Source organism: Halorubrum ezzemoulense DSM 17463 (genome assembly GCF_002114285.1).
Classification (GTDB): Archaea; Halobacteriota; Halobacteria; order Halobacteriales; family Haloferacaceae; genus Halorubrum; species Halorubrum ezzemoulense.
The window spans coordinates 20769-45717 of record NZ_NEDJ01000006.1 but is presented as its reverse complement, the minus strand read 5'-3'; the positions used below and the strand labels follow the sequence as shown (position 1 = coordinate 45717).

Here is a 24949-nt window from a genome sequence, read left to right as displayed (position 1 = left end):
TGGAGACGCGCGGGACGGCGACGCCCTGGATGGAGACGCGCGGCGACGGCGACGCGCGGCGACGGCGACGCGCGGGACGGCGACGCACGGCGCCCGCCTCGCGCGCGCCGATCAGTTCGCGAGGGGCAGTTCGACGGCGAACACGCTCCCCGTCGGCTCGTTGTCCTCGACCCACACGTCGCCGCCGTACTTGTCGACGAGCGTCTCGACGAGGTACAGACCGATCCCCGTCCCGCCGCTCTCGAGCCCCTTCGCGCCCTCCTGGAAGATGTCCTCCTTGTGGTCGTCGTCGATCCCGGGGCCGTTGTCCGCGATCGACACGCGCACCGAGTCGTCCGAGACGCGCGTCGAGACCGTGATCTCGGCCCTCTCCTTGTCGTTGTGGACGACCGCGTTCGTCAGCAGGTTCCGGAACACCGCCTCCAGCAGGTCGTCCGCCGCCACCGTCACGTCCGGGATCGACTCGCTCACGGTAACCGTCGCCCGGTCCTGCTCCGACCGGACCTGTTCGATCTGTCCGTTGAGCTCGGCTCGGAGGTTCATCGGCGTCAGGTCGGAGCCGGCCTGTAGCAGCACGTCGGTGACGTCCCTGGCGGTCTCCGTGATGTCCGCCGCCTGCTTCGCCGCCTCGATGACCGTCCGCGCGTAGGTCCGGCTCTGGTCGTCGACGAGCGCGTCCTCGAGGAGTCCGGTGTACGACTCGACCACCATCAGCTGGTTTCTGATGTCGTGGCGGACGACCTGATTGAGCAGCGTGAGGTTGTCCCGCTGCTCTTCGAGCGTCCGCTCGTACTGCTTGAGCTCGGTCACGTCGCGGGCGTATCCAAGGACGGCGTCTTCGCCCGTCTCGGCAACCTCGTAGGGTATCTTCGTCGTCTGGAGGATGCGCGTCTCCCCGTCCGCCGTGGTCAGCGTCTCCTCGTCTATCGTCCTCGGCTCGCCCGACTCGATCACGGCGAGGTCGTCCTGCCTGAACGCCTCGGAGTCCTCGGCGCTGGGGATGATCTCCGCCTCGGACTTGCCCTCTACCTCCTCCGGCGTCTTCCCGTACGCCGCCGCGGTCGCCTCGTTGGCCAGCAGGTACTCGCCCTCCCGGTTCTTCACGAACACCAGGTCGGGCACGAGGTCGATGATCCGCCGGAGCTCCTCTCGCGTCGCCTCGATGGCCCGCTCGTACTCCTTCCGCTCCGTGACGTCCTGGAACAGCCCCAGCACCCCGACGACGTTCCCCGCGTCGTCGTACTGCGGATCGCCGATCGCCCGCACCCACTTGGTCCGATCGGACTCCGTCACGATGCGGAGTTCGAGGTCGTACGACTCGCCCGCCTCGGTCAGGCGGTCGAACGCCGCCTCGATGGCGTCGCGGTCGTCCGGGTGGTAGAAGCTGAGCCCGTCCTCTAGGTGGATCGTGTCGTCGGGCGGAACCTCGTGGATCCGGTACACCTCGTCGCTCCACGTGAGCGAGTCCTCGACCAGATCGGCCTCCCACCAGCCGATCGACGCGCTCTCTTGGGTGCGCTCGATGACCGATCGCGTGCGTTCCAGTTCCGCCTCCCGGCGCTTTTGGTCGTCGATGTCGAGGCGGACCCCGACCGCGCGGACCGGCTTCCCGTCGTCGTCGCGCTCGACGACCTTCCCGACGTCCCGGATCCACTTCCAGTCCCCCGCCGCGGTGCGCATCCGGTGTTCCGTGTCGTAGAGCTCCGTCTCGCCGGCCATGTGGCTCGACAGGGCGTCTTCGACGGGCCCGAGGTCGTCGGGGTGAACGCGCCGCTCCCACGCGTCGAGGTGCGGTTCGATCTCGTCGGGCGCGTGGCCCAACATCCGGGCCCACCGGTCGTTGAAATCGACCTCGTCGGTGGCCATGTCCCAGTCCCAGACGCCGATCTGTGCGCCCTCGACCGCGAGTTCGAGGCGGTCTTTGATCTGTTGGAGCGCTCGCTCTCGCTCCCGTTGTTCGGTGATGTCGGTCGACACACCGCACACACCGCGTATCTCCCCCTCCTCGTCGTACACGGGGGACTTCCGCGTCAGCCGAACGCTCTCTCCGGCGGGCGTCGGCACCGTCTCCTCGACTTCGATCCGTTCGCCGTCTTCAACGACCCGGCGGTCGTCAGCGCGGGCCTGCGCCGCGACGGCCTCCGGGAAGAGTTCCTCGTCGGTCATCCCGACGGGGTCCTCGTCGACGTCGAACACGTTGCGGCACGCCTGGTTCATCAGCAGGTACCGCCCCTCGGTGTCCTTCAGGAACACCGCCGCGGACATCGTCTCCAAGACGGTCTGGAACCGCCGGTGCGTGCGCCGGTGTTCCCGCTCCCGCTCCTTCTGTCGCGTGACGTCGCGGGCGACGCCGACGATCTGCGTCACCGTTCCGTCGTCGACGACCGGGGTAAGCTTCGTCTGCCAGTCGGTCGCCCCGCCCGGGAACTCGAGCCGCTCCTCGTACTCGATCGTCGTCCCCCGCTCGACGCAGAGCCGATAGTTCGCCTCGACCGCGGCCCCCTGTTGCTCTCCGAGGAGTTCCCGGGGCGTCTTCCCGAACATCGCGTCCTCGGTCAGCCCGGTCTGTCGCTGGTGTGCGGTGTTGTTCTGCCTGAACGTGAACTCGTACTCGCCGTCCGTCCGCGCCACGTCAACGAGAAAGATCGCGTCGTCAGCCTCCTGAAACATCGCCTCGTAAACGCTCGTCACCTCATCGCCGTCCGATCCGAACCGATCGGCACCGTTCGTAGATGAACCTCTTCCCATGATCTCGCTCTTTTCTCTTTACGTTACTGAGAGTAATAATACTGCGGATGTCAACGCGGGGAACAGACCGCCCGTCGACCCCGCTCGCGGCCCCTCACGGCGCCGCGCCCGCTACGTTACGCCGCCCTCGCCCGTCGCGTACGCCTCGTGGGCCCCCGAGTCGAGGATCGCCTCGATCTCGTCGACGACCTCCAGCACGTCGGCAAAGGAGGTGTAGGGGGCCGCGGGGCAGACCCGCACCACGTTCGGCGGTCGGAAGTCGACGACCGCGCCCCGGTCGTTGAGCGCCTCGCTCAGCCGCTCGGCCTCGGGGTGTTCGAGGGCGACGTGACCGCCGCGCGCGGCGTGTTCGCGGGGCGTTCCCACCGAGACCCCCGGGAGCCGGTCGTCGACGAGGGCGATGAGGAAGTCGGTGAGCGCGAGCGACTTCGCCCGCAGGCGGTCGATCCCGGCCTCGCGCAGGAGTTCGACCGACCCTTCAAGCGGCGCGGCCGAAAGCAGCGGCGGCGTGCCGATCTGCCACGCGCCGGCGGAGTCGGCCGCGGTGAAGGTCATGTTCATCTCGAACTGCGGCGCCTTCTCGTGGCCCCACCACCCGGCCAGCGCGGGGTCGAGCCCGTGGTGGCGCTCGGCGACGAACAGCGCGCCGATCGACCCCGGTCCGGCGTTGAGGTACTTGTACGTACACCACACCGCGAAGTCGACGCCGGCGTCGCCGAACGCGTGGGGGACGGCGCCCGCGGAGTGGGCGGCGTCGAAGCCGGCGTACGCGCCCGCCTCGTGGGCCGCCGTCGCGATCCGCTCGACGTCGAACAGCTGGCCCGAGCGGTACAGCGCGGTCGGCATGAACACGATCCCCACGTCGTCGTGCGCCGCCAGCGCCGCCTCGATGTCCCGGGGATCGATCGTCCGCCCGTCGCGGCTCGGAACGACCCGGAGCTTCTCGTCCGGGTCGATCCCCCGCTGCCGGAGCTGCGCCCGGAGCGCGTAGTGGTCGGAGGGGAAGTCGAGCTCGTTGACGAGGACCGCGGGGTCGGCGTCCGGGTCGCCGTCCGGCGCCCACTCTCCGTCCGCGGCCGCGACGTCCTCGCGTTCGGGCCCGTTCCCGGCCAGCAGCTCGTCGAGGAACGTGCCGATCAGGGTGTGGATGTTCACCGTGATCGAGTTGCCGACGACCACCTCGCTCGGCTCCGCGCCCACCAGCGGCGCGAGCGCGTCGCCGAGTCGTTCGCCGACATCGAACCACGGCGGGTCGGCGTCGGTCCACCCGGAGATGAGCAGCTCGCGCCACTCGTCGACCACGCGGTCGAGGCTCGCGAGGGCGGCGTCGCTCGCGGGGCCGAGCGAGTTCCCGTCCATATAGAGAACACCGTCAGGGACCCGGTAGCGGTCCGCGAACGACGCGAGCGGATCGTCCTCGTCGAGTCGCGCGGCGAGCACCGCGGGGTCGGCGTCCTCTCCGTCGTCGGCGCCGAGTCCCTCGCCCGCGAGGGCGTCGCGCGCGGGAGCGTACGGGTCGTCCATACACGAGGGCGCCGCGCCGGCGACTAAGCGTTTCCGGGGTCCGGCGAGGGCCGCGAAACGGTCGGGTGACCTACTCGACGATGTCGATCGCGGGTCGGCCCGGCTCCGCCTTGCTGACGACGGCCTCCTCGGCGTCCGCGGCGCGCTCGACGCGGACCGGGGCGTCGAACTCGCGCTCGATCAGCCACGCGGCCGCTCGCAGGGCGTCGTGTTCGGCGTCGCCGTCGAGCGTCTCACGGAGCGCCTCGCGGTTCGCCTGGAGGTCCTGCCCGTACGAGGCGGCGTCGTCGCCCCGCTCGCGGATGTGGCTCTCGGCCATCAGCTCGGAGATCAGGTTGTCGGCGTCGCTGTCGATCGCGATCTCCAGCGCGTCGTACTTCCAGTCGGGCGCGACGACCACGTCGATCCGCTCGGGGTCGTCGATCCCGGCGACCTCGACGATGTCGCGCACGTCCTCGCGGGTGTTCTCGACCAGCCGGCGCCGGCGTTCGACCGTCTCGCGGTCGACGCTCGCGGTCGGCCAGTCGGCCTCCGCGACGAACCCGCCGCGGCCGAGCGACTCCCACAGCTCCTCGGCGAGGTGGGGCGCGACGGGGGCGAGCAGGCGGACCGCGACGTCGACGCCGCGCTCGAAGACGGCGGGGTGCGGGTCGGCGTGCTCGCGGTAGCTCCGGAGCGTCCCCACGAGGTCCTGCGCCTCCCGCAGCGCCACGTTGAACGTCAGGTCGTCGTACTCCGCGCCGGCGATGGCGACCGCGGCGTCGGTCTCGTCGGCGACGTAGTCGTCGATTTCATCGCGGTCGGCGTCGGGGTCGGCCGTCGCCACGTCGCCCGCGGCGTGCGCCTCGACGAGGTCGCTGAGCCGGGTCAGGAACCGGTGGGTGGACCGGACGCCCTCCTCGGACCAGTCGAAGTCGCGCTCGGGCTGGGCGGCCTCCATCATGAACAGCCGCGCGGTGTCGGCGCCGTACTCGTCGACGATCCGCTGCGGCGAGACGACGTTCCCCTTCGACTTGGACATCTTCTCGCCCTCCAGCTGGACCATCCCCTGTGCCAGCAGGTTGGTGAACGGCTCGCGGTGGTCGAGGTCCTCCTCGTCGGCCAACACCTTGGTGAAGAACCGCGAGTACAGCAGGTGCATCACGGCGTGTTCGATGCCGCCCACGTACTGGTCGACCGGCATCCAGTCGTTCGCGCGGCCGAGGTCGAACGGGGCGTCCGCCAGGTCCGGCGAGACGTACCGAAGGAAGTACCACGAGGAGTCGACGAACGTGTCCATCGTGTCGGTCTCGCGGGTCGCCGGCCCGCCGCACTCCGGACAGGTCGTCTCCTGCCACTCGTCGGCGGCGTCGAGCGGGTTCCCGGTGGTGTTGATGAACTCGGGCAGCTCGACGGGCAGGTCCTCGTCGGGCACCGGGACCGCGCCGCAGTCGTCGCAGTGGACCATCGGGATCGGCGTCCCCCAGTAGCGCTGCCGGGAGATGCCCCAGTCGCGCAGCTGGTACTGCGTGGCCGGCTCGGCGCTCCTGATATCGTCCGTGATCCGCTCGCGCGCGGTCTCGCTGTCCAGTCCGGTGTACTTGCCGGAGCCGATTAGGACGCCGTCCTCCGTGAATGCGGCCTCCTCCACGTCCGGTGCGTCCGGGACCGCTTCGCCGTCGGGGTCGTCGGACTCCGGCGCGATCACGGGTCGGATCTCGACGCCCTTCTCCGTCGCGAACGCGTGGTCGCGCTCGTCGTGGGCGGGCACGGCCATCAGCGCGCCCGTCCCCACGTCCGAGAGGACGAAGTCGGCGACGTACACCGGGATCTCCTCGCCGGTGGCGGGATTGGTCGCGGTCAGTCCGGTCTCGACCCCGTTCGGCTCGTCGCCGTCGGGGTCGGCCTCGTGGTGGACGAACTCGTGGATCTCGTCGTCCTCCTCGGCCAGCTCCTCGGCGATCGGGTGATCGGGGGCGATCGCGAAGAAGGTCGCGCCGTATATCGTGTCGATCCGGGTCGTGAACGCCGTCACGTCCCCGTACCCGTCGATCGAGAAGTCGACCTCGCTGCCGTGCTGTCGGCCGATCCAGTTGCGCTGCATCTGCCGGACCGAGTTCGGCCACCCCTCTAGGTCGTCGATGGCGTCCAGCAGCTCGTCGGCGTACTCGGTTATCTTCAGGAACCACTGGTCGAGCTCGCGGGTCTCGACGGGGGTGTCGCAGCGCCAGCACAGCTCCGCGTCGCCCTCGACCTGCTCGTCGGCGAGGACGGTCTCGCAGGAGGGACACCAGTTCACCTCCGCGTCGCGGCGCTCGACGAGTCCGGCCTCGTGGAAGCGGCGGAACAGCCACTGGTTCCACCGGTAGTAGTCGGGGGTACACGTGGTGACCTCGCGGTCCCAGTCGTAGCCGAACCCCATCGACTTCATCTGCCCCTTCATCGTGTCGATGCAGTCGAACGTCCAGTCGCGGGGGTTGGTGTCACGCTCCTTGGCGGCGTTCTCGGCGGGCAGTCCGAACGCGTCCCACCCCATCGGGTGGAGCACGTCGTCGCCGCGCATCTGCCGGTACCGGGCGTACGCGTCCGTGATCGTGTAGTTGCGGACGTGACCCATGTGGAGCTTCCCGGACGGGTACGGGTACATCCCGAGGACGTACGTCGGGTCCGAGGCCTCGTCCGGGACGTGGTACACGTCGGCGTCGTCCCACGCCTCCTGCCACCGTTCTTCGACCGCCGCGTGGTCGTATCTCTCCTGAGACATCTGCTTATATACTCGTGGTCGGTTCTGCGTCGTATAGCTTTCCATCCAGTGGTGCGCCGTGACACGGGGCGACGCGGCCGTTGCGCGCGCCCGCGCGAGCGCCGGCGCGCTGGCGGCCTACAGCTTCTCGGCGTTCCTCGCCTGCTCGACCCGCTTCGTCGCCTGCTCGACCCGCTTTCCGGTCGCGTTCGCGAGCCCGGGCGGGAGCCCCTCCCGCGCGGCCGCGAGCCGCTCCTCGATCCGGGCGATCCGGTCGAGCACGTTCGCCAGTTGACGCTCCGTCCCCTCGGCGTCGCCCTCGCGGGCGCGCTCCTCGGCCCGCTCCGCGGCGTCGACCGCGGCCGCGAGGGCGCGTTCGAGCCCGTTGACCGCGTTCGACGGGCCCCCCGAACCGCCGCCGCTCCCGCCGCTGTCGTTTCCGCCGCCGCTCCCGCCGCCCGCGCCGCCGTCTCCGTCCCCGCCGTCGCTCTCGGCCGCCGCGGCCGCGACCGCCGCGCGCGTCTCCTCGGCCACGTCGGCGACGTAGCCCGCGAGCGGGGCCGCCCCGGTCTCCGGGCGCTCGATCCGGATCGCGTCGTCGCCGGCGCCCGGACCGTCTCCCTCGTCGCCGTCGTCTCCCGCCCCCGGCCGGTCCGGGTTGACGCGGTACGCGCCGACCTCGTCGTCGGCGTCGCGGACCTCCGTCGTGTACGCGCCGCCGGCGTGGACGTAGGCGGCGTCGCTCCCCTCGATCGCGGAGTCGTAGATCCGCCCGGCGAAGTCGTCCTCGATCGCGGTCCGGGTCAGGTCGACCTCGCTCTCCGCGTCCGACAGCTCGACCTTCCGCGCGTTCTCGCGGGCGACGAGCGGAATCTCGCCGTCGACGCCGGCGGTCGTCACGGCCTCGTCGGCCGCGACGGTCAGCCGCTCGCTGTGGGGCGCCCGCCCGGCGCCGTTGACCGTGAAGCGGTGATCGCCCTCGGGGACGCCGTTCGCGACCGCGACGCCGCCGGCGAACGTCGGCACCGCTTCCGGGTCGCTCTCGATCAGCGCGAACGACTCGACGCTCGACTCGGTCGTGGTCAACCCCTCGCCGTCGGGCGCCTCGTCGCTCTCGGTCGCCCGCGTGACGCGCGCGACGACGGCGTCGAGCCCCCCGGCGGCCTCGTCGCCGAACGACGGGTCGTCGGCGATCGCGTCGTACCGGTCCGCCATCTCGGACCGGTGGTTCCCCGCAGTGACGTCGAGCGCGGGGTTCTCGTAGCGCGGCTGCTCCCACGGGACGCCGGTGGTCGTGATGTGGCTCGCGACCGCGTCCTCGACGGTCTCGGGCACGGCGAACTCGAAGCTGAGCTGCGGGCCGGTGAACGCGTCGATGTCCTCCAGCTCGGCGCTCTCCACCAGCTCGTACTCGACGACGGACTCGGCGGCCTCGGCGGCGAGCGCGGCGTCGTCGCCGTCGTCGGGGCGCTCGCCGTGTCGGAAGGCGATCCCCGTCTCCCGGAGCGGCAGGTCGGTCGGCGGCGAGCGCAGCGCGTCGAGCGACCGGACCGTCAGCGCGCCGTCGACCAGCGAGGACTCCGAGACCGACGGGAGGTCAGGGTGGTCGTAGATCGGCTCCCCTTCGTACTCGGGGACGACGAACGGCAGTCGGGCCCCCTCGTCGCGGGGCAGACCGTAGGCGATCGGAATCCCGAGCAGGTCCTCGACCGTGTCGATCGTCGTGTTGGTGATGTCGGCGAGCAGGCCCTCCTCGCCGACGCGCCGGAAGCCGTCCGGGATCTCGTTGATCGAGAGCGTGCTGGAGTGCGAGCCGAGTTCGGGGAGGATCCGCGGGACGACCTCGGGGTCGGGGTCGAGGAACTCGTTGTTGGGCACGCTCCGCGAGTGCGAGCTGGCGACGTACAACTGCGGGTCGCCCGAGTTGAGGTCGACGAAGACGTGGAGCACCTCCCAGTCGTGCCAGTGGAAGTTCGCGGTGAACTGGTCGAACGCGGAGTAGAGCCAGAACTGGACGACCGCCAGCGGGGAGTCCTCGTAGCGCATCCCGTTGTAGAAGACGGTCGGGTTCGGCGGCTCGCCCGCCTCGTCGTACCGCTCGTGGTAGCCGTCGAACGCGGCGAAGCCGTCGACGACCGTCTCGCCGTCTGCCTCGCTCGCGTACGGTCGCGGGTCGGTCGGGTACCACGGCTCGGCGCTGTCGAAGTACAGCGTCGGCGCGAACCGCGCCGCGAGTTCGTCGAGCCGGTCCGCGTCGAGATCGGTCGTCGACGCGTCGTCCGGCTCAGGGCCGGAACAGCCCGCGACCGCGGCGCTCCCGGCGCCCGCGAGCGCGCCGAGGACGGTCCGGCGGTCGACGCGACTTGCGGGCGCTTCGTCTGGCCCGCTCCCCCTCGCACCGTCGCCGGCGTCGGCGTCCCGATCCATTTCCTCGGGCGACGTGAGCCGCACGAATAACACTTCTGCCGCCCGCGAACCGCTCGTTCGTCTCGGTTGTCACGGCTCCCGGCGTCCCAGCGAGACGTCCGAGACGACGGCACCGACGCCGTCGACCGACGCCACCGCGCCGTACTCCCGGGCCGAGGCGACCGTCCACGGCAGCACCCGCAGCCCGGCGGTCGCGGCCCGCGAGACGATATCCGTCCGGAGGCACAGCTCGTACCGCGGCGACACCGCCGCACAGCCCAGTTCCGTCGCCGTCTCGACGATCCCCGCCACGTCCTGCGGCGGATACGCCCACCTCGGCAGTCCGACCCCCGCTCGGCTCCCCGGGATCAGCGGCCTGAGCGGCCGCGCCGGGACCGACTCCCGGGCCCCGTAGACGGTCGGGACCGTCGGGTCGGCCGCGTTCGCGGCCTCGATGGCCGCGGGGTCGTCGGCGGCGACGGCGAGCCCGTGGTCGCGTTCCGCGCCGGCCGCGACCGCGTCGGCCGCCACGCCGCGCTCCTTCAGGTCGAGCAGGACCCACGCGTCCGACGGCACGGCGTCGAGCGCCGCGGCGATCGTCGGCACCGGTTCCCCCGACCCCTCGACGGAGAGCTCGGCGAGCCGCCCCGCCGGGGTCCGGCCGACGCGACCGGTCGCGTCCGTCACCCGCCCCAGCGTCGCGTCGTGGAAGGCGACGAGCTCGCCCGTGCCGCAGCGGCGCACGTCGAGCTCGACCCGGTCGACGACGGCCGTCGCCGCCTCGATAGCCGCGACCGTGTTCTCCGGGTGTTCGGCCGCGAAGCCGCGGTGCGCGACGAGCGGAGGGTCCCCCCTACCGGCGGCCGCGCCGGCCCCCGCGGCGTAGCCGTCGTTTCCGCCGGCATCGCCGCTCCCGCGCCCGGCGCAACCGGCGAGGGCGGCCGACCCCGTCGCCGCGACCGCACCGCCCGCGAGCGCCCCGCTCCGCCGAAGCATCGCTCTGCGGGTCGCTTCCGTCCGCGCGTCGGATCCGGGCGGGGCGGCGTCGCACACGGCGGTCTCACCGTCTGACGTTCGGCGCCACGGACAAAAGTCCGGGGGCACGGACCGAACCGCGCGACGCCGTCTCCGGGAGAAGGTATTTGCGGCCGGCAGCCCGATTCCGGGGTATGGACGGGAAGCAGGCCCTCTACTGCGCGGCGATCGCGATCGCGGTGTTGATCGGGGTCGGTATCGTCGTCAGCGTGGTCTCCGCGCTCGTGAGCCTCGTCTGGACGATCGTCTCCGGGGTCGTCTCGCTCGCGGTGCTGGCGGGGCTCGTTTACGTCGCCTACAAGGCCGGCTCGTGGCTGCTCGGCGAGGGCGGCTCGCCGTCGCTCGACTCGATCGGCTCGGAGTCCGCCTCGTCGACCTCGGTCGACGCCGGGAGCAGCCGCCAGGACCGCCTCCGGAAGCAGTACGTCGAGGGACAGATCAGCGAGGCGGAGTTCGAGCGGCGCATCGGCGAGGAGTTGGAGACCGAGGAGGTCGACGAGATCGACCGCGAACTCGAACGGGAGCGGTAGGCGTCGACCACCGCGGGGACTCAGAACCGCTCGCGGAGCTCAGCGCGTAAGTCGTCGACGCCGAGGTCCTTCATCGCGAACAACACGAGCAGGTGGTAGACGAGGTCGGCGCTCTCCGCGGTGAGCTCCTCGCGGTCGTCGTCCTTCGCCGCGAGGATGGCCTCAGTCGTCTCCTCGCCGACCTTCTCTAAGACCGCGTTCTCTCCCTTCTCGTGGGTGAACAGGGACGCGGTGTACGACCCCTCCGGGAGCTCCTCCTTGCGCGACTCGATGGTGGCGAACAGCTCGTCGAGGACGGCCTCGGGGGGCTCGTCCGCGCTCGATTCGCCCTCGGCCGGATCGCTCACGCGACCACCTCCCGCTCGGGGAAGAAGGCGAGGTCGTGGATCCGCGGGTCGTCGGTGAGCTCCGGGTGGAACGCGGTGGCCACGACCGGCCCGTCGCGCACCGCGACCGGGCGCCCGTCGACGGTCGCGAGCGTCTCGACGCCGTCGCCCACGTCGTCGATGGCCGGCGCGCGGATGAACACGGCGTGGAAGGGGTCGTCGAGGCCGGTCACCGGGACCTTCGCCTCGAAGGAGTCCTTCTGCCGGCCGAACGCGTTGCGGTCGACGGAGACGTCGACCAGCCCCAGCGGCTCGACCCGGTCGTCCTTCGCGTCGGTCGAGCAGACGATCAGTCCGGCGCAGGTGGCGAGGATCGGCTTCCCGGCCGCGGCGTGGTCCCGTATCTCCGCGGCGATCCCCTCGCGGTGGATCAGCCGCGAGATGGTCGTCGACTCCCCGCCCGGCATCAGGAGGACGTCGCAGTCGGGCACGACCCCCGACTCTCGGATCTCGACGACCTCCGCGGACTCGTCGTGGGCGGCCGCGGCGTTGCGGACGGCGGCGGCGTGTTCGGCCACGTCGCCCTGGACGGCGATGACGCCTGCTTTCATACGTATCGGTGGGGCGGGCGCGTGGAAAAAGGGCGCGCTACGCGACCGGTCGACTCGGGATCGGTGCGTCGGCAGAACGGGAACGGCGGGGTCGTTACGCGACCGTCAGCGAGAGGATCTGGACGAACACGCCGAAGAGGACGCAGAACGCGAGGACCGTCTTGGGGTCGATCGCGATGGCGTTCCGGTCCTCGTTCTCGAAGTAGCGGACCAGTCCCGCACTGGACATCAGCCCGCCAGAGTTGGAACCACTCATGTCCGCTTCTGGACGGCGACGCGTCCTAAACGTTTCGTTCGTCGTTCGGACCGTGTTCGCGCCACCGTCGCGCGGTCGCCCGGTCGAGCCGCCGCCGAGCGCGCGCACGCACAAGTGGGAAACCCTTATGCGCGGCCCGGCGGTAGTTGACCGCGACTATGACCGTTCGACTGCTGGATTTCCACGCCGAGTGGTGCGGCCCGTGTAAGACCCAAGACCCCATCCTGGAGGAGATCCAGGAAGACCTCGGCGACGCGTTCGAGCTCCAGAAGGTCGACGTCGACGAGGAGCAGGACGTCGCGAACCAGTACCAGGTCCGCTCGCTCCCGACGCTCATCGTCGAGAACGACGACGGCGTCGTCGACCGCTTCGTCGGCGTCACGCAGCGCGAGGACATCGAGGCCGCCCTCTCGGAAGCGGGCGCCTGACCAGGACTTTCGCCGACTAGCCTCTCCTCCCGCGACCGTCGCGGCGTCTCGCAACCTTTTACAGCACCGCCCGCACAGTAGCCGTATGGCCAGTTTCGACGCCGCCGAACGTCGCATGCTCGACCGACAGATCTGTATGCGCTGTAACGCCCGCAACGCCTCCGAGGCCGAGCGCTGCCGCAAGTGCGGCTACACCAATCTCCGCCCGAAGGCGACCGAGCGCCGCGCGGCGTAACCCGGCCGTTTCCGGGTCGTTCACGGCCCTTCTCGCGGACTCTCCTCCTGACCGCCAGCCGCGCGTGTGCCTCGCTCCGCCCCAGCTTCGCGGTTCGCTCGGGGCTCCCTTCGGTCACCCCTCTCTCACCGCGTCCCTCGCACGCGCTCCTCGCGGCCGCCGAAGTCGGTGGTCGGTCTCGCAGTCACTCGGTTTTAAACCCGGCTCCCGCTCACCCGTCGGGGTATTTCGGCTCGCGGCGCTCGGCGCGCTCCGTCGCGCGCTCGATCACCTCGCGGAGGGTCTCCGGGCCGTCGACGGCGCGGTAGATGTCGCCGTGGCCGGGGAACAGCGCCCTCGTGGAGTCGGGCAGCCGGTCGAGGATCTCGCGGAGACTCTCGATCAGGCGCTCGCGCGACTGGCCGGCCATGTCGGTCCGGCCGAACGAGCCGTCGTCGAAGGCGCCGTCGTTGTACACCACCACGTCGCCCGAGTAGAGCCGCTCTGCGCCGACGAGCGAGACGTGGTCGTCGGCGTGTCCGGGGGTGTAGACGACCTCGCAGGACTCGTCGCCGACCACCACCTCGTCGCCGTCCCCGAGCGCGGCGTCCCGGAGCGGGTGATCGGCGTACGCGAGCACTTCCGCGTCGAAGCGCTCGACCACCGCGCCGAGCTCGCCCACGTGGTCGCGGTGCTGGTGCGTGATCACGACGCGGTCGAGGCCGTCGACGCCGGCGTCGGCGAGGGCGTCGGCGACGGCGTCCTCGACGCCGGGCATCGTTCCCGCGTCGACGAGCGCCGTCTCGTCCCCAACGACGAGGTACGCGTTACAGGTGAACTCCTCCGCGTCCGCGGTGACGGTGATCGGCTCCATGCCTCCACTCGCTCGCGGAGCGACAAAAGCGTACAGTCGCACCCCAGCGAGCCCCTCGGGTCCGCTGGCGGCCGTGGATTTATGACTCACCCCCTGTTAGTGTCACACACAAATGGGCTTCGGCAGCTACGACGAGTCCGAACAGGAGAATCAGGACCTGGACGCGGACTTCGACGACGACGACGGCGTCCGGGCTGCCCAGGAGACCCACCAAGGGTCCGTGGACTACGAACCCGGCGCCTCGAACGACGAGCTTCTCGACCGGCTCCAGGAGATAAAGTCCGAGGACGCGTGAGTGACCACGCCGAGCCGCGCGCTCGGCGTCGCTTTCTCTGACGCCCGCGACGCGAGCCACGGGGCCGGCGTCGTCGTTCGCGCCGACGGGACCCCCGACGGCTTCGCGTTCGCGCGGTGTACCGTCGGCGGCACCGACGCGACCGACGCGGTGATCGACTGCTGGCGCACGCTCGCCCGCGAGGACGTCCGCCACGTGGTCTGTGCGGGGGTCGCGCCCGCGTGGTTCAACCTCCTCGACCTCGACGAACTCGCCGAGACGCTCGACCGCCCGGTCTACGCCGTGAGCTACGAGGCGAGCCCCGGGCTCGAACCGGCGCTCCGGGACGCGTTCGACGGCGAGGCCCTCGCCGACCGGCTCGCCGCGTACCGGTCGCTTCCGCCCCGCGTTCCGGTCGGCGACCCGGACTCGGATCGGCCCCGATTCGTCCGCGCGGTCGGTATCGAACCGGAGCGCGCCGCCGCGGCGATCCGGGGACTCACTCGCGACGGCTTCCGGCGCTGTGAGCCCCTCCGGATCGCGGCGCTCGCCGCGAGCGCGCACCGTGAGGCGGCGACGGCCGAGTAGGCGGGGCTCGGCGTGCGGCCCGTTCGACCGACGCTACTTAGACGACCGCGCCCGGAGCCGTGGGCATGAGCGAACACGGCGGCGACGGCTCCGCGCTCGACGAGGACCTCCGAGTGCCATCCTGCGAGCGGTGCCCGGCGCTGGTGGAGTCGCGGAGCCGGATCGTCGACGGCGTCGGCCCGACGAACGCGGACCTGCTGTTCGTCGGCGAGGGGCCGGGCGCGACCGAGGACGAGGAGGGCGAGCCGTTCGTGGGGCGGTCCGGCGACGTGCTCGACGAGGCGCTGCGCGACGCGGGGCTCGCCCGCGCCGACGTGCGGATCACGAACTGCGTGCGCTGCCGACCGCCGGACAACCGCGACCCGACGACCGAGGAGCTGGCGAACTGCCGCGGGTACCTCGAAGGCGAGATCGACCGACTCGACCCGGAGCTGATCGTGACGCTCGGGAAGGTGCCGAGCGAACACCTCCTCGACCGCTCGGTCGCGATCACCGGCGAGTCCGGCGACGTGGTCGACGCGCGGCTCGCCGGCGTGTCGCGGCGCGTACTGTTATCCGTCCACCCCGCAGCGACGCTGTACGACCGGAGTCAGCGCGACGGCTTCTTCGAGACGATCGCCCGGGCGGCCGAACTGAGCGGCGTCAGCGACCGGGGAGAAAACGGCGGCGACGGCCAGTCGCGGCTCGGCGAGTTCTGAGTCGGCTCAGTCGCGGCGGTCGCCGACGCCGAGCCACTTCTTCGGGTCGAACAGGCCGCGGATCGCTTCGATGAGCCCCTTCCCCTCGTGCTCGCCCGGCCGGAGCCGGGCGCGGATGCGCGAGGAGATGAGTTCGATGCCGAGGACGACGATGAACACCATCACCAGCCCCGCGGCGGTCTGCTGGAACTCGAAGAGGTCCTGACTGTTCCGGATCATCAGTCCGAGCCCGCCAGCGCCGACGACGCCGAGCGAGATCGCGATCCGGGTGTTGATCTCTACGATGTACAGCGTCCACGCGATGAAGGAGCGGGAGACCTGACTCAACATCCCGAAGCTCACGGTCTGGGTGCCCGACGCACCGGTCGACCGGATCGCCCCGATCGGCCCCTCCTCGATCTCTTCGAGGTCGTCGGTGAACAGGCGGCCGAGGTTCCCGATGCTGTCGGTCGCGATCGCGAGCACCGCCGTCACCTGTCCCGGTGGGCCGATGGGGATGTACAGGAAAATCCAGACGATGGCGGGGATGGCGCGGATCCCGCTGAGGGTGCCCCGAAAGATGAAGTTGAACGGGAACGGCGTGACGCGCTCGCTCCCGAGGACCCCGAGGACGAGCGCGAACGGGAAGGCGAACACGGTGCCCATGATGCCGAGCAGGAGCGTCACGAGGCTCGCCTTCACCAGCGACTGCCGCGACGACTGGAAGCTCTCGATGATGTGGGCGCCGCCGTCGCCGAAGCTCGCGGGGATCGCTTGTAGCCCGCTGATCCCTTGGTCTTTGGTGTAGATCGTGAAGTTCTGGAAGTCCGGCGGGAAGAAGCCGGTCGAGATGAACTCGTACATCCCCGGGAGCCGCCCGGCGACGACGTTGGGCTGGAACCCGATGAAGCCGAGACCCCAGTAGGTGACGCCGAGAACGGCCGCGAGCAGCCCGGCCCACAGGAGGTATTTGAGTCGGCGGAGCCGTTCGAGCGCGCGGAACTGGTCGTCGATCGCCGAGTCGGGCGAGCTCACGCCCGCTCACCCCCGTCGGCGGCGGCGTCGACGTCGGCGTCGCTCCCGCCGAGTTCGTCGCCGCTCGTTCCGGTCGGAACCGTCTTGCCGCCTTGGGCTTCGCCGTAGTAGATCCGGTCCATCTCGTCCATGGTGAGGTCGTCGGCGTCGCCGTCGAAGATCACCTCGCCGCCGCGGATCCCGAGGAACCGGTCCCCGAACTCTCGCGCGATGTTCACCTGGTGGAGGCTGGTGATCGTGGTGAGGTCCTGCTCGGTCGCCGCCTTCTTGAGGTAGCGCATCACGTCGCGGGCCGCCTTCGGGTCGAGGCTGGCGACCGGCTCGTCGGCGAGGACGATCTCGGGGTTCTGGACGAGTGCGCGGGCGATCCCGACGCGCTGTTTCTGTCCCCCGCTCATCGACTCGGCGCGCTGCCCGGCCTCGTCGAGGAGGCCGACGGTCTGGAGTGCCTCCAGAGCGGTCCGCTTGTCCGCGTCGTCGTGCATGCCGAGGGCGCTCCGGAGGAGCCCGTTCCGCGAGGGCGCCCCGGATAGCGCGTTGCCGAACGCGGTCTTGCTCTCGATGAGGTAGTGTTCCTGGAACACCATCCCGACCCCGCTGCGGTTCCCTTGAAGCTCTTCGCCGCCGATGCGAACGGACCCCTCGGTGGGTTCCGTGAGCCCGTTCAACACCCGCAACATCGTCGACTTGCCGGCACCGGAGGGACCGAGCAGAATGACGAACTCCCCCTCGTCGATGGTGAACGACACGTCGTCGAGGGCGACGGTGTCCTCGTCGTATATTTTACTGACGTTTTCGAATTCGATCGTTGGCATGAGGTGTGAGTTTGTTCAAAAACAGACCGATCGTGTGAAAAACGATCCGAAGTTGGGGGACCGTGAGGGATCTACTGATTGAAGATGTCGGTTCCGACGCCGAGCTCGTCGGCGACGTCGATGACGGACTGGTAGTCGTCCTGGGTCGCCCCGCGGACGCGGCTGAACCAGAGGTCGTCTCCGGTGCCGTCCTCGCCGTCCGCGCCGTAGTAGATGCTGTCCGGGCCCTCCAGGAACGCCTCCTGGATGGCGCTTTTCACGTCGTCGTCGAGCTCGGGCGAGACCACGATCGGTGCGCGCGGGAGCCCCTCGTCCTCGTGGAGGGTAGTCGCGACCTCCTGCCACTCGTCCGGCGTGGGGCCGGTCTTCGTGTCGCGGACGAAGCCGCCCATCGCGGCCGCGTCGACCTGGCCCTGTTCGAGGAGGGTGTACGAGCCGACGTGGCCGCCGGCGAAGCGGGCGTCGAACTCGGCCTGCGACCCGTTTCCCTCGGGGAGCTCGCCGACGTCGAGGTCCCCCTGGCTCGACATGCTGTACAGCGGGTACAGCGCGCCGCTGGTGGAGAGCCGGTCGGAGAACGCGACCGTCTTCCCGGAGAGGTCGGACAGCTCGGTGATGTCGCTGTCGTTCGGCGTCGCGATGATGCTCTTGTACGTCCAGCCGCCGTAGCCGTACCGCTGGAGGATGACCTCCGCGTTGCCGGTCTTCACGCCGAGGGCGGCCGCGAACGGCCCGGTCTCGGCGATGTCCAGCGTCCCCTGGCCGAGAGACTGGATGATGGCGCTGTAGTTGCTTCCGATGGTCCCCTCAACGCTGAGGTCGCTGGGGACATCGTAGTTCTCCCGGAGGTAGCTCCCGATGTGCTCTTCGAGCGGGGAGTACTGTACGTTGAGGTCCTCCTGCGGGACGGACGGCGAAATGCCGAAGTCGATCGTGCCGTCGCCGCCGAACGTCATCTCCGGTTCGCTGTCCGACCCGTCGGAGCCGTCCGACCCGTCAGAGCCGTTCATGCCGTCGGAGCCGTCCGACCCGTCGCCGCCGCCGCTACAGCCGGCCAGTCCAACGATGCTTGCCGCACCCGCGATCTTGAGGAATTGGCGTCGTCGCTCCATGAGGAGTACGTGTGTGGGTTTTACTGTTCTATCAAAAGTGTTGCTGTTCAAATATACGTACGGCTACGTACCGCTATGCAACGCCTCACGGATGGAAACTGACTTCCACCGCGGTCGCGAACCGGAACCATGGACGAATCTCCACCGGACCGCGACGTGTCCGTCGCGCTCGTGGACTACGGGCTCGGGAACCTCCGGTCGGCGACTCGGGGGTTGGAGCGCGCGGGCGCGACCGTCGAGATCACCGACGATCCCGAGGCGTTCGCCGCGGCCGACGGCGTCGTTCTCCCGGGCGTCGGCGCGTTCCGCGAGGGGATGGAGAACGCCGGCCCGCTGCGCGAGGCGTTGACCGACCACGCCGAGGCCGGTCGCCCCCTCTTCGGGATCTGTCTCGGGATGCAGATGCTCCTGACGACGAGCGAGGAGGCCGACCACGAGGGCGAGGGCGAGGTGACCGGACTCGACCTGATCTCCGGTACCAACGTGCGCTTCGAGGTGGACCGGAAGGTGCCGCACATGGGCTGGAACGAGCTGGAAGTCGAGCGGGAGCACCCGCTGGTCGAGGGAGTCGACGGCGAGTACGCCTACTTCGTCCACTCCTACTACGCCGAGCCGGACGACGCCGACGCGGTCGTCGCCACCGCCGACTACGGGGTCGACTTCCCGGCGGTCGTCGCCAACGAGGCCGGCAACGTGTTCGGCACGCAGTTCCACCCCGAGAAGAGCGGCGAGACGGGGCTGACGATCCTGCGGAACTTCGTCGACTACTGCGCGGAGCGGTAGCCCCCGTTCCCTTCTACAGCGCGTCGTACGGCCCCGGCTTGGCCGCGGTCAGCCGGTCGACCTGCTCGTCCGACAGGTCGATCGTCGCCGCCGCGAGGTTCTCGCGCAGCTGGTCGACCGTCCGGGCGCCGACGATGGGCGCGGTGACGCCGTCGCGGTGCGCGAGCCACGCGAGCGCGGTCTGCGCGGGCGACGCGCCGACCTCGTCGGCGACCGCGTCCAGCTCGTCGTGGACGTCGAAGTTCTCCTCGGTGAGGTACGCCTCCTGGAAGCGGCTCGACTCGGCGGCCTTCGAGTCGTCGGGGAGGTCCGCGTCGCGGTCGTACTTCCCCGTCAGGAAGCCCTGCCCGAGCGGGCTCCACGGGGAGACGGCGAGATTCTGCTGGCGCGCGAACTCGAGGTAGTCCCCCTCGATCTCGCGGTCGACGAGGTTGTACCGCGGCTGGAGCACCGTGAACGGCTCCCACCCCTCGCTGCGGGCGATCGCGTTGGCGCGGGCGACCTTCCAGGCGTTCGGGCGGAGCGTGGAGGCGCCGAGGTAGTGGACCTTGCCGGACTCGACGAGCCCGTTGAGCGTCTTCATCAGCTCGCGGGCCGGCGTCTCGTCGTCCCAGCGGTGGATGTAGAGGACATCGATGTAGTCGGTGTCGAGCCGGTCGAGGAGGGCGTCGACGCGGTGGCGGACGTTCTTGCGGTTCGTCCCGCGGCTGTTCGGGTCGCCGTCGCGGATCTGCCAGTACACCTTCGACGCGATCGTGTAGCGCTCCCGGTCCCGCTCGGCGAGCCAGTCGCCGATCCAGCGCTCGCAGTCGCCGCCGCCGTACACGTCGGCGGTGTCGATGTACCGCCCGCCGGCCGCCTCGTAGGCGTCGAGCAGCTCGTGGGCGCGCTCCTCGTCGATCTCCACGTTCCCCGCCTCGGTCACGCGGCCGAACCGCCACGTGCCGAACTGGAGCTCGCTCGTCCGCAGGCCGGTTCGGCCGAGCGGCACGGTTCCCAGGTCGATCTCGTCGAGTTCGGGCGTCATCGCCGAACGGTTGTCGCGGTCGACTCAAAAAGGCACAGCAAGCGGACGCGATGTGTCAACGAGTGTCGATCGCAGGGTCCCAGCGGCGGCTACTCACAGGTCACGGCGAAGTGCTCCTCGGCCGCGGCCGCGGTACACACCGGGCAGCCGGTGTCGAGGATCGTCTTTCGCATCGCGTCGTTGACCTCGATAGTCTGGTCGCAGTCCGGACAGGTGAAGTGAACGGTGGTCAACGGCCTTCCTCTCGGTTCACGGATGCGCGGGCTGTGAACATAAATGAACGGTTCCGAACCGCGGCGCCGACGCCGCCTCGGAGGCGAGCCCTCACTCGGTGCGCGGGACCGCGTACGCGCCGACCGCGAGGAAGACGGCCGCGAGCGCGGTCAACACCAGCAGGTCGCCGGTCCACGCGCCGCCCTCGAAGGTGATCGCCCGGGTCCCCCGCGCGAAGTACGTCAGCGGCGAGGCCGCGACCGCGGGCCGGAACCACGCCGGCAGCAGCGACGGGGTGACGAACGTCTCGGAGAGGAAGAGGAGCGGGAGCGCGACCGTGTTGCTCGCGGCGATCACGCCGTCCTGCGAGTCGGCGAGCGCGCCGAGGACGGCCCCGAGCCCGCAGAACAGCGCGACCGCGACCGCGACGAAGACCGGCAGGACGGCCAGCGCGGGCGAGAGGATGAGCGTCGCGTCGGTCACCGCCAGCACGAGCCCGAGGATGAGCAGGCTCGCGGCGCCGATGATCCCGACGTTGACGAGCGTGTGCGCGAGCAGCCACTCGGCGCGGGAGAGGGGCGTCGTCGCGAGCTTCTCGAACCGCCCGCCGTCGCGGTGGCGCGCGATCTCGGACCCGACGCGCGACAGCGGCGTGAACAGGACGACGACCGCGAGGTAGCCGGGGATGTAGTAGCCCGCGGGCTCGGCGAAGAGGCCGCCGCCGGTCGGCTGGGTCCGCACCAGCGCGCCGAAGATGACGACGAGGATGACCGGGAAGAAGAAGGTGAAGAACACCGCCGTCCGGCGGCGCGTGAACGAGCGCGCCGCCGCGACCGCCTCCGTCCGGACCCGCCCGAGGCGGCTCATCGCTCCCCTCCGTCGGTGACGGCCTCGGTCGCCTCCGCCGCGCCGCCCCGCCGCGCGTACTCCTCGCCGGTGAGCCGCAGGTACACGTCCTCCAGCGACGGCTCGGACCACGAGAGCGAGTCGAACGCGACGCCGGCCGCGTCGACCGCGTCGACCGCGTCCCCGATCGCCTCCGGGCGGACGCCGCGCACCCGGAGCCCGCCGTCGGTCGCCTCGACGGTCGGGTCGTCCCCGAGGCGCTCGCGGACGCCGGCCGCGACGCGCTCGACGGTCTCCTCGCCCGTCGCCGTCGCGGTGTCGGCGTCGAGGCGGGGCGCGCCGCCGTGCTCGGCGACCAGTCGGTCGGGGGCTCCGCTCGCGACGACCCGCCCGTCGCGGAGCAGCGCGACCCGGTCGGCGAGCCGCTCGACCTCGTCCATCGCGTGGCTCGTGAGGAAGACGGTCGTCCCGCCGGCCGCGAGCCGCTCGATCAGGCGGTGGATCGCCCGGCGGCCGGCCGGGTCGATCCCCGTCGTCGGCTCGTCGAGGAAGAGGAGGTCGGGGTCGTTGACGACGGCGGTCGCGACGCAGGTGCGCCGCTGCTGGCCCCCGGAGAGCGTCTCGTACCAGGCGTCGGCGTCGTCCGCCATCCCCACGTCGTCGAGGACGGACTCGGTGTCGCGGGCCGCGTCGTACAGCCCGCCGTAGTAGTCGACCAGCTCCCGGGCCGTGAGCCGCGCGGGCGGGTCGAACGACTGCGGCAGCAGCCCGATCCGGGCCGGGTCGACCGCCGCCGGCGCCTCGCCGAAGACGCGCAGGTCGCCCTCGGCCTCGGTGGTCCCCGTGAGCGCGCGCACCAGCGTCGTCTTCCCGGCGCCGTTCGGTCCGATGAGCCCGAACACCTCGCCGGCCGCGACGTCGAGGTCGACCCCGTCGAGCGCGACGACCTCGCCGTACTCCTTCCGGACCCCCTCGCCGGCGACGACGGGGTCGGCCGCGGCCCCGTCGGCGGCCGTTCCCGCGGCGGCGTCGGCGGTCGCTGTCTCGTCCATGCGATCGACTGCGGCCGCCGCGCGCGTAAGGGTTACTTTTCGGTCGACGCAGGGGTGTCGGCCCCTCCGGCGCGGTCGTGGTCACCGCGCCCGCCCTCCCGGTCAGGTCCGTTACGTCTAAGCGACGCGCCGCCGACTCACGGGACATGCACTACCACGAGGCGGCGGCGTTCCTCTTCGACCTCCGCCGCTTCTCGGTCAAGCCCGGCACGGATCGGGTGGAGGCGCTGCTCGCGCACCTCGGGGACCCGCAGGCGGACGTTCCGTTCGTCCAGATCGCCGGCTCGAACGGGAAGGGCAGCGCGGCGCGGCTGACCGAGTCGGTCCTCCGGGAGGCGGGGCTGTCGGTGGGGCTGTACACCTCGCCGCACCTCTCCGCGCTCGCCGAGCGGGTCCGCGTCGACGGCCGGCAGATGACCGAGTCGGCGATCGCCGACTTCGTCGAGGCGGTGCGCCCGTGGCTGATCGACCGGGCGGCCGCCGGCGAGCCGCTCACCTTCTTCGAGGTCGTCACGGCGATGGCCGTCGGCGAGTTCGCGCGGCGCGACGTGGACGTGGCCGTCCTGGAGGTCGGCCTCGGCGGCGAGTACGACGCGACCAGCGCGGTCGACCCCGTCGCGACCGCCGTGACGAACGTCTCGCTCGAACACACCGACGTGCTGGGCGACACGATCGCCGAGATCGCCCGGACGAAGGCCCGGATCGCCCACCCCGACGCGCCGCTCGTCACCGCCTGTGAGGGCGAGGCGCTCGACGTGGTCCGCGAGGTCGCCGGCGAGGCGGGCGCGCCGGTGACGCGAGTGGTCGGAGACGGCGCGTCGGAGGCGGCCGATCCCGATGATAGCGACGAGGACGCCGAAGCCGACGATAGGGACGAGGACACCGAAGCCGACGATAGCGACGAGGACGCTGAACCCAACGAGCGCGACGAGGGCGCCGACCCCACCGATAGCGACGCCGAACCCGACGACCCGCCGGCGTTCGCGGCGAGCTACGAGGGTCGCGTCAGCGCCACCGACGCCGAGGTCGCGCTCGCCGGCGAGCGCGAGGGCACCTACCGAATCCCGCTCGTCGGGCGCCATCAGGCGACGAACGCGGCCGTCGCCGTCGCGCTCGCGGACCGGACCGCGGCAGCGTTGCGAACCGACCTCGACGACCGCGACGTGCGCGACGGCCTCGCGCGGGCGACGTGGCCCGGCCGGTTCGAGGTGGTCGACACCGCGCCGCTGACCGTCCTCGACGGCGCGCACAACCCCGCGGCCGCCCGCACGCTCGCCGCGACGCTCGCCGAGTACGACTACGACGACCTCCACCTCGTGTACGCGGCGATGCACGACAAGGACCACGCCGAGACGGCTGCGGCGCTCCCGGACGCGGCGACGGCGGTCACCTGCCGGCCCGCCATCGACCGCGCCGAGGACCCCGCGGTCCTCGCGGCGGCGCTGCGCTCCGCCGGCGTCGACCGCGTGACCGCCGGCGACGACGTGGCGGACGCGCTCGCGGCGGCGGTCGACCGCGCCGAGGCGGGCGACTGCGTGCTGCTCGTCGGCTCGCTGTTCGCCGTCGCCGAGGCCCGGGCGGCGCGGATGCGAACGGTCCGCGAGCGGACGGTCCGCGGCGTCGACGGCGCGGCCCACGCGCTCGACACGGCCGGCGTTCAACCAGACGGGATCGCGGCGCACCGGGACGGCGTCGACCACCGCACCCTCACGCTCCGGCTACGAGGCGATCGGGCCGAGCGCGTCGCGGCCGCGGCGCGGATCGTCGGCGGCGACGCGGCGCTCGGGGGGCTCGGCGCGAACGAGGACCGGGGGGCCGGCGGCGAGCACGTCCCCGTCACCGTCGCGGGAACGGTCGCCGAGCTCCGCGCGCTCGTCGACCGGCTCGCCGCGAGCGACGGCGGCGGGCTCGGGGGTGTGGCGGCCGACCTCGCCGCGGCCGCCGGGATCGAGGCGCCGGACGGCGGTCGGAGCTCCGAGGGCGACGAGCCCGCCCCGGAGTTCCCGTGGAGCGACCGGACCGCCGTGATGGGCGTGCTCAACGTCACGCCGGACTCCTTCCACGACGGGGGGCGCCACGCCGACCTCGACGACGCGGTCGCGGGCGTCGAGCGGATGGTCGACGCCGGGGTCGACATCGTCGACGTCGGCGGCGAGTCGACCCGTCCGGGCGCGGACCCGGTCCCGGCGGACGAGGAGATCGAGCGCGTCGTCCCGACGATCGAGGCGATCCAGTCGGTGCCCGCGGTCGGGTCCGGGGACGTGCTCGTCTCGGTCGACACGCGCAAGCCGGCGGTCGCCCGGGCGGCGCTGGAGGCGGGCGCGGACATCATCAACGACGTGACGGGGCTGGAGGACCCGGCGATGCGGTCGGTCGTCGCCGACGCCGACTGCCCGGTGATCGTGATGCACAGCCTCGACGCGCCGGTCGACCCGGACGCCGACCCCGAGTACGACGACGTGGTCGGCGAGGTCGTCGACGCGCTGCGCGAGCGCCTCGCGCTGGCCGACACGGCGGGCATCGACCGCGACCGCGTCATTGTCGACCCCGGAATCGGCTTCGGGAAGTCGCCCGCGGAGGACTTCGAGCTGCTCGCGCGCTGCGGCGAGTTCGCGGCGCTCGGCTGCCCGGTCCTCGTCGGCCACTCCCACAAGTCGCTGTACGGCGCGGTCGGGCGCGACGCCGACGACCGCGAGCACGCGACGGTCGCCGGCACCGCGCTTGCGGCCGACCGCGGCGCCGACATCGTCCGGGTCCACGACGTGGCCGAGAACCGCGCGGCGGTCGACGTCGCCGCGGCGGCGAACGGCGCGCTCCGCGCCGGGGAGGACCCGGAGTGACTCGGCATCGGCG

24 protein-coding genes are annotated in these 24949 nt (G+C 71.4%); 8 read left to right on the top strand and 16 right to left on the bottom strand.

What is annotated here, in order from left to right:
• Positions 1-111: 111 nt before the first annotated feature.
• The 5 genes from B9H04_RS03250 to B9H04_RS03230 all read right to left on the bottom strand — a co-directional run bounded on the left by B9H04_RS03250 (position 112) and on the right by B9H04_RS03230 (position 10453).
• The gene (locus tag B9H04_RS03250; protein ID WP_049931801.1) at positions 112-2748 is read right to left on the bottom strand and encodes a PAS domain-containing protein; all 2637 of its coding nucleotides are present in this window, start codon (positions 2746-2748) and stop codon (positions 112-114) included.
• A 111-nt stretch (positions 2749-2859) separates the two neighbouring features.
• Positions 2860-4272, bottom strand: a complete 1413-nt coding sequence (gene kynU, locus B9H04_RS03245; protein ID WP_085682447.1) for a kynureninase — start codon at positions 4270-4272, stop codon at positions 2860-2862.
• A 70-nt stretch (positions 4273-4342) separates the two neighbouring features.
• The gene (gene leuS / locus B9H04_RS03240) at positions 4343-7015 is read right to left on the bottom strand and encodes a leucine--tRNA ligase (protein WP_049931804.1); all 2673 of its coding nucleotides are present in this window, start codon (positions 7013-7015) and stop codon (positions 4343-4345) included.
• A gap of 117 nt (positions 7016-7132) precedes the next feature.
• Positions 7133-9421, bottom strand: coding sequence for a hypothetical protein (locus tag B9H04_RS03235; protein WP_049931806.1), 2289 nt, complete (start codon positions 9419-9421; stop codon positions 7133-7135).
• Positions 9422-9490: 69 nt separating this feature from the next.
• A complete protein-coding gene (locus tag B9H04_RS03230; RefSeq protein WP_249025091.1) occupies positions 9491-10453 on the bottom strand; it encodes a glycerophosphodiester phosphodiesterase in 963 nt (320 codons plus the stop codon).
• 116 nt (positions 10454-10569) lie between these two features.
• Between B9H04_RS03230 and B9H04_RS03225 the strand changes: the two genes are divergently transcribed.
• Positions 10570-10965 (top strand): SHOCT domain-containing protein, encoded by a 396-nt coding sequence (locus B9H04_RS03225; RefSeq protein ID WP_085682446.1) that lies wholly within the window; start codon positions 10570-10572, stop codon positions 10963-10965.
• 20 nt (positions 10966-10985) lie between these two features.
• On the opposite strand, the gene hisE is transcribed toward B9H04_RS03225, so the two are convergent.
• The 3 genes from hisE to B9H04_RS03210 all read right to left on the bottom strand — a co-directional run bounded on the left by hisE (position 10986) and on the right by B9H04_RS03210 (position 12158).
• Positions 10986-11312, bottom strand: a complete 327-nt coding sequence (gene hisE, locus B9H04_RS03220) for a phosphoribosyl-ATP diphosphatase (RefSeq protein WP_049931812.1) — start codon at positions 11310-11312, stop codon at positions 10986-10988.
• Complete coding sequence (gene pdxT / locus B9H04_RS03215) at positions 11309-11902, bottom strand: pyridoxal 5'-phosphate synthase glutaminase subunit PdxT (protein WP_049931813.1); 594 nt, start codon at positions 11900-11902, stop codon at positions 11309-11311. Before pdxT ends, hisE begins: the two co-directional genes overlap by 4 nt.
• 94 nt (positions 11903-11996) lie before the next feature.
• The gene (locus tag B9H04_RS03210) at positions 11997-12158 is read right to left on the bottom strand and encodes a preprotein translocase subunit Sec61beta (RefSeq protein WP_049910744.1); all 162 of its coding nucleotides are present in this window, start codon (positions 12156-12158) and stop codon (positions 11997-11999) included.
• Positions 12159-12316: 158 nt separating this feature from the next.
• Between B9H04_RS03210 and B9H04_RS03205 the strand changes: the two genes are divergently transcribed.
• Together B9H04_RS03205 and B9H04_RS03200 are read left to right on the top strand one after the other, a co-directional pair.
• Positions 12317-12586 carry a thioredoxin family protein gene (locus tag B9H04_RS03205; RefSeq protein WP_006111654.1) on the top strand — a complete coding sequence of 90 codons (270 nt, stop codon included), beginning with the start codon at positions 12317-12319 and terminating at the stop codon, positions 12584-12586.
• 85 nt (positions 12587-12671) lie between these two features.
• The gene (locus tag B9H04_RS03200) at positions 12672-12821 is read left to right on the top strand and encodes a 50S ribosomal protein L40e (protein ID WP_017342016.1); all 150 of its coding nucleotides are present in this window, start codon (positions 12672-12674) and stop codon (positions 12819-12821) included.
• Positions 12822-13032: 211 nt separating this feature from the next.
• Here B9H04_RS03200 and B9H04_RS03195 read toward each other — a convergent pair whose 3' ends face one another.
• On the bottom strand, positions 13033-13674 hold the full coding sequence (locus tag B9H04_RS03195) for an MBL fold metallo-hydrolase (protein WP_085682445.1): 642 nt from the start codon (positions 13672-13674) through the stop codon (positions 13033-13035).
• Between the two features lie 112 nt (positions 13675-13786).
• On the opposite strand from B9H04_RS03195, the gene B9H04_RS03190 reads away from it, so the two are divergent.
• The 3 genes from B9H04_RS03190 (at position 13787) to B9H04_RS03180 (ending at position 15234) form a co-directional block, all read left to right on the top strand.
• Positions 13787-13969 carry a DUF5786 family protein gene (locus tag B9H04_RS03190; RefSeq protein ID WP_007995123.1) on the top strand — a complete coding sequence of 61 codons (183 nt, stop codon included), beginning with the start codon at positions 13787-13789 and terminating at the stop codon, positions 13967-13969.
• A complete protein-coding gene (locus tag B9H04_RS03185) occupies positions 13970-14536 on the top strand; it encodes an endonuclease dU (RefSeq protein WP_049931817.1) in 567 nt (188 codons plus the stop codon).
• 65 nt (positions 14537-14601) lie between these two features.
• Entirely contained in the window at positions 14602-15234 is a 633-nt protein-coding gene (locus tag B9H04_RS03180; protein WP_049931819.1) for a uracil-DNA glycosylase, read from the top strand.
• Between the two features lie 6 nt (positions 15235-15240).
• Here the strand turns inward: B9H04_RS03180 and B9H04_RS03175 are convergent, their stop codons facing one another.
• From B9H04_RS03175 to B9H04_RS03165, 3 genes are all read right to left on the bottom strand, one after another.
• Positions 15241-16248, bottom strand: a complete 1008-nt coding sequence (locus tag B9H04_RS03175) for a PhnE/PtxC family ABC transporter permease (protein WP_085682444.1) — start codon at positions 16246-16248, stop codon at positions 15241-15243.
• Entirely contained in the window at positions 16245-17063 is an 819-nt protein-coding gene (locus B9H04_RS03170; protein WP_085682443.1) for a phosphonate ABC transporter ATP-binding protein, read from the bottom strand. The genes B9H04_RS03175 and B9H04_RS03170 overlap by 4 nt, the downstream gene beginning before the upstream one ends.
• 71 nt (positions 17064-17134) lie before the next feature.
• A complete protein-coding gene (locus B9H04_RS03165) occupies positions 17135-18175 on the bottom strand; it encodes a phosphate/phosphite/phosphonate ABC transporter substrate-binding protein (RefSeq protein ID WP_049931825.1) in 1041 nt (346 codons plus the stop codon).
• 129 nt (positions 18176-18304) lie between these two features.
• Between B9H04_RS03165 and hisH the strand changes: the two genes are divergently transcribed.
• Positions 18305-18958, top strand: a complete 654-nt coding sequence (gene hisH, locus B9H04_RS03160) for an imidazole glycerol phosphate synthase subunit HisH (protein ID WP_049931826.1) — start codon at positions 18305-18307, stop codon at positions 18956-18958.
• 13 nt (positions 18959-18971) lie between these two features.
• Here the strand turns inward: hisH and B9H04_RS03155 are convergent, their stop codons facing one another.
• The 4 genes from B9H04_RS03155 to B9H04_RS03145 all read right to left on the bottom strand — a co-directional run bounded on the left by B9H04_RS03155 (position 18972) and on the right by B9H04_RS03145 (position 22096).
• On the bottom strand, positions 18972-19985 hold the full coding sequence (locus tag B9H04_RS03155; protein ID WP_049931828.1) for an aldo/keto reductase: 1014 nt from the start codon (positions 19983-19985) through the stop codon (positions 18972-18974).
• Between the two features lie 89 nt (positions 19986-20074).
• Positions 20075-20218, bottom strand: a complete 144-nt coding sequence (locus B9H04_RS17860; protein WP_129452291.1) for a DUF7560 family zinc ribbon protein — start codon at positions 20216-20218, stop codon at positions 20075-20077.
• 91 nt (positions 20219-20309) lie between these two features.
• A complete protein-coding gene (locus tag B9H04_RS03150) occupies positions 20310-21065 on the bottom strand; it encodes an ABC transporter permease (RefSeq protein WP_049931830.1) in 756 nt (251 codons plus the stop codon).
• Positions 21062-22096, bottom strand: coding sequence for an ABC transporter ATP-binding protein (locus B9H04_RS03145; RefSeq protein WP_049931832.1), 1035 nt, complete (start codon positions 22094-22096; stop codon positions 21062-21064). The genes B9H04_RS03150 and B9H04_RS03145 overlap by 4 nt, the downstream gene beginning before the upstream one ends.
• A 146-nt stretch (positions 22097-22242) precedes the next feature.
• Between B9H04_RS03145 and folP the strand changes: the two genes are divergently transcribed.
• Positions 22243-24936: a dihydropteroate synthase gene (gene folP, locus B9H04_RS03140; RefSeq protein ID WP_085682442.1), complete on the top strand. Its 2694-nt coding sequence runs from the start codon at positions 22243-22245 to the stop codon at positions 24934-24936.
• Positions 24937-24949 lie beyond the last annotated feature (13 nt).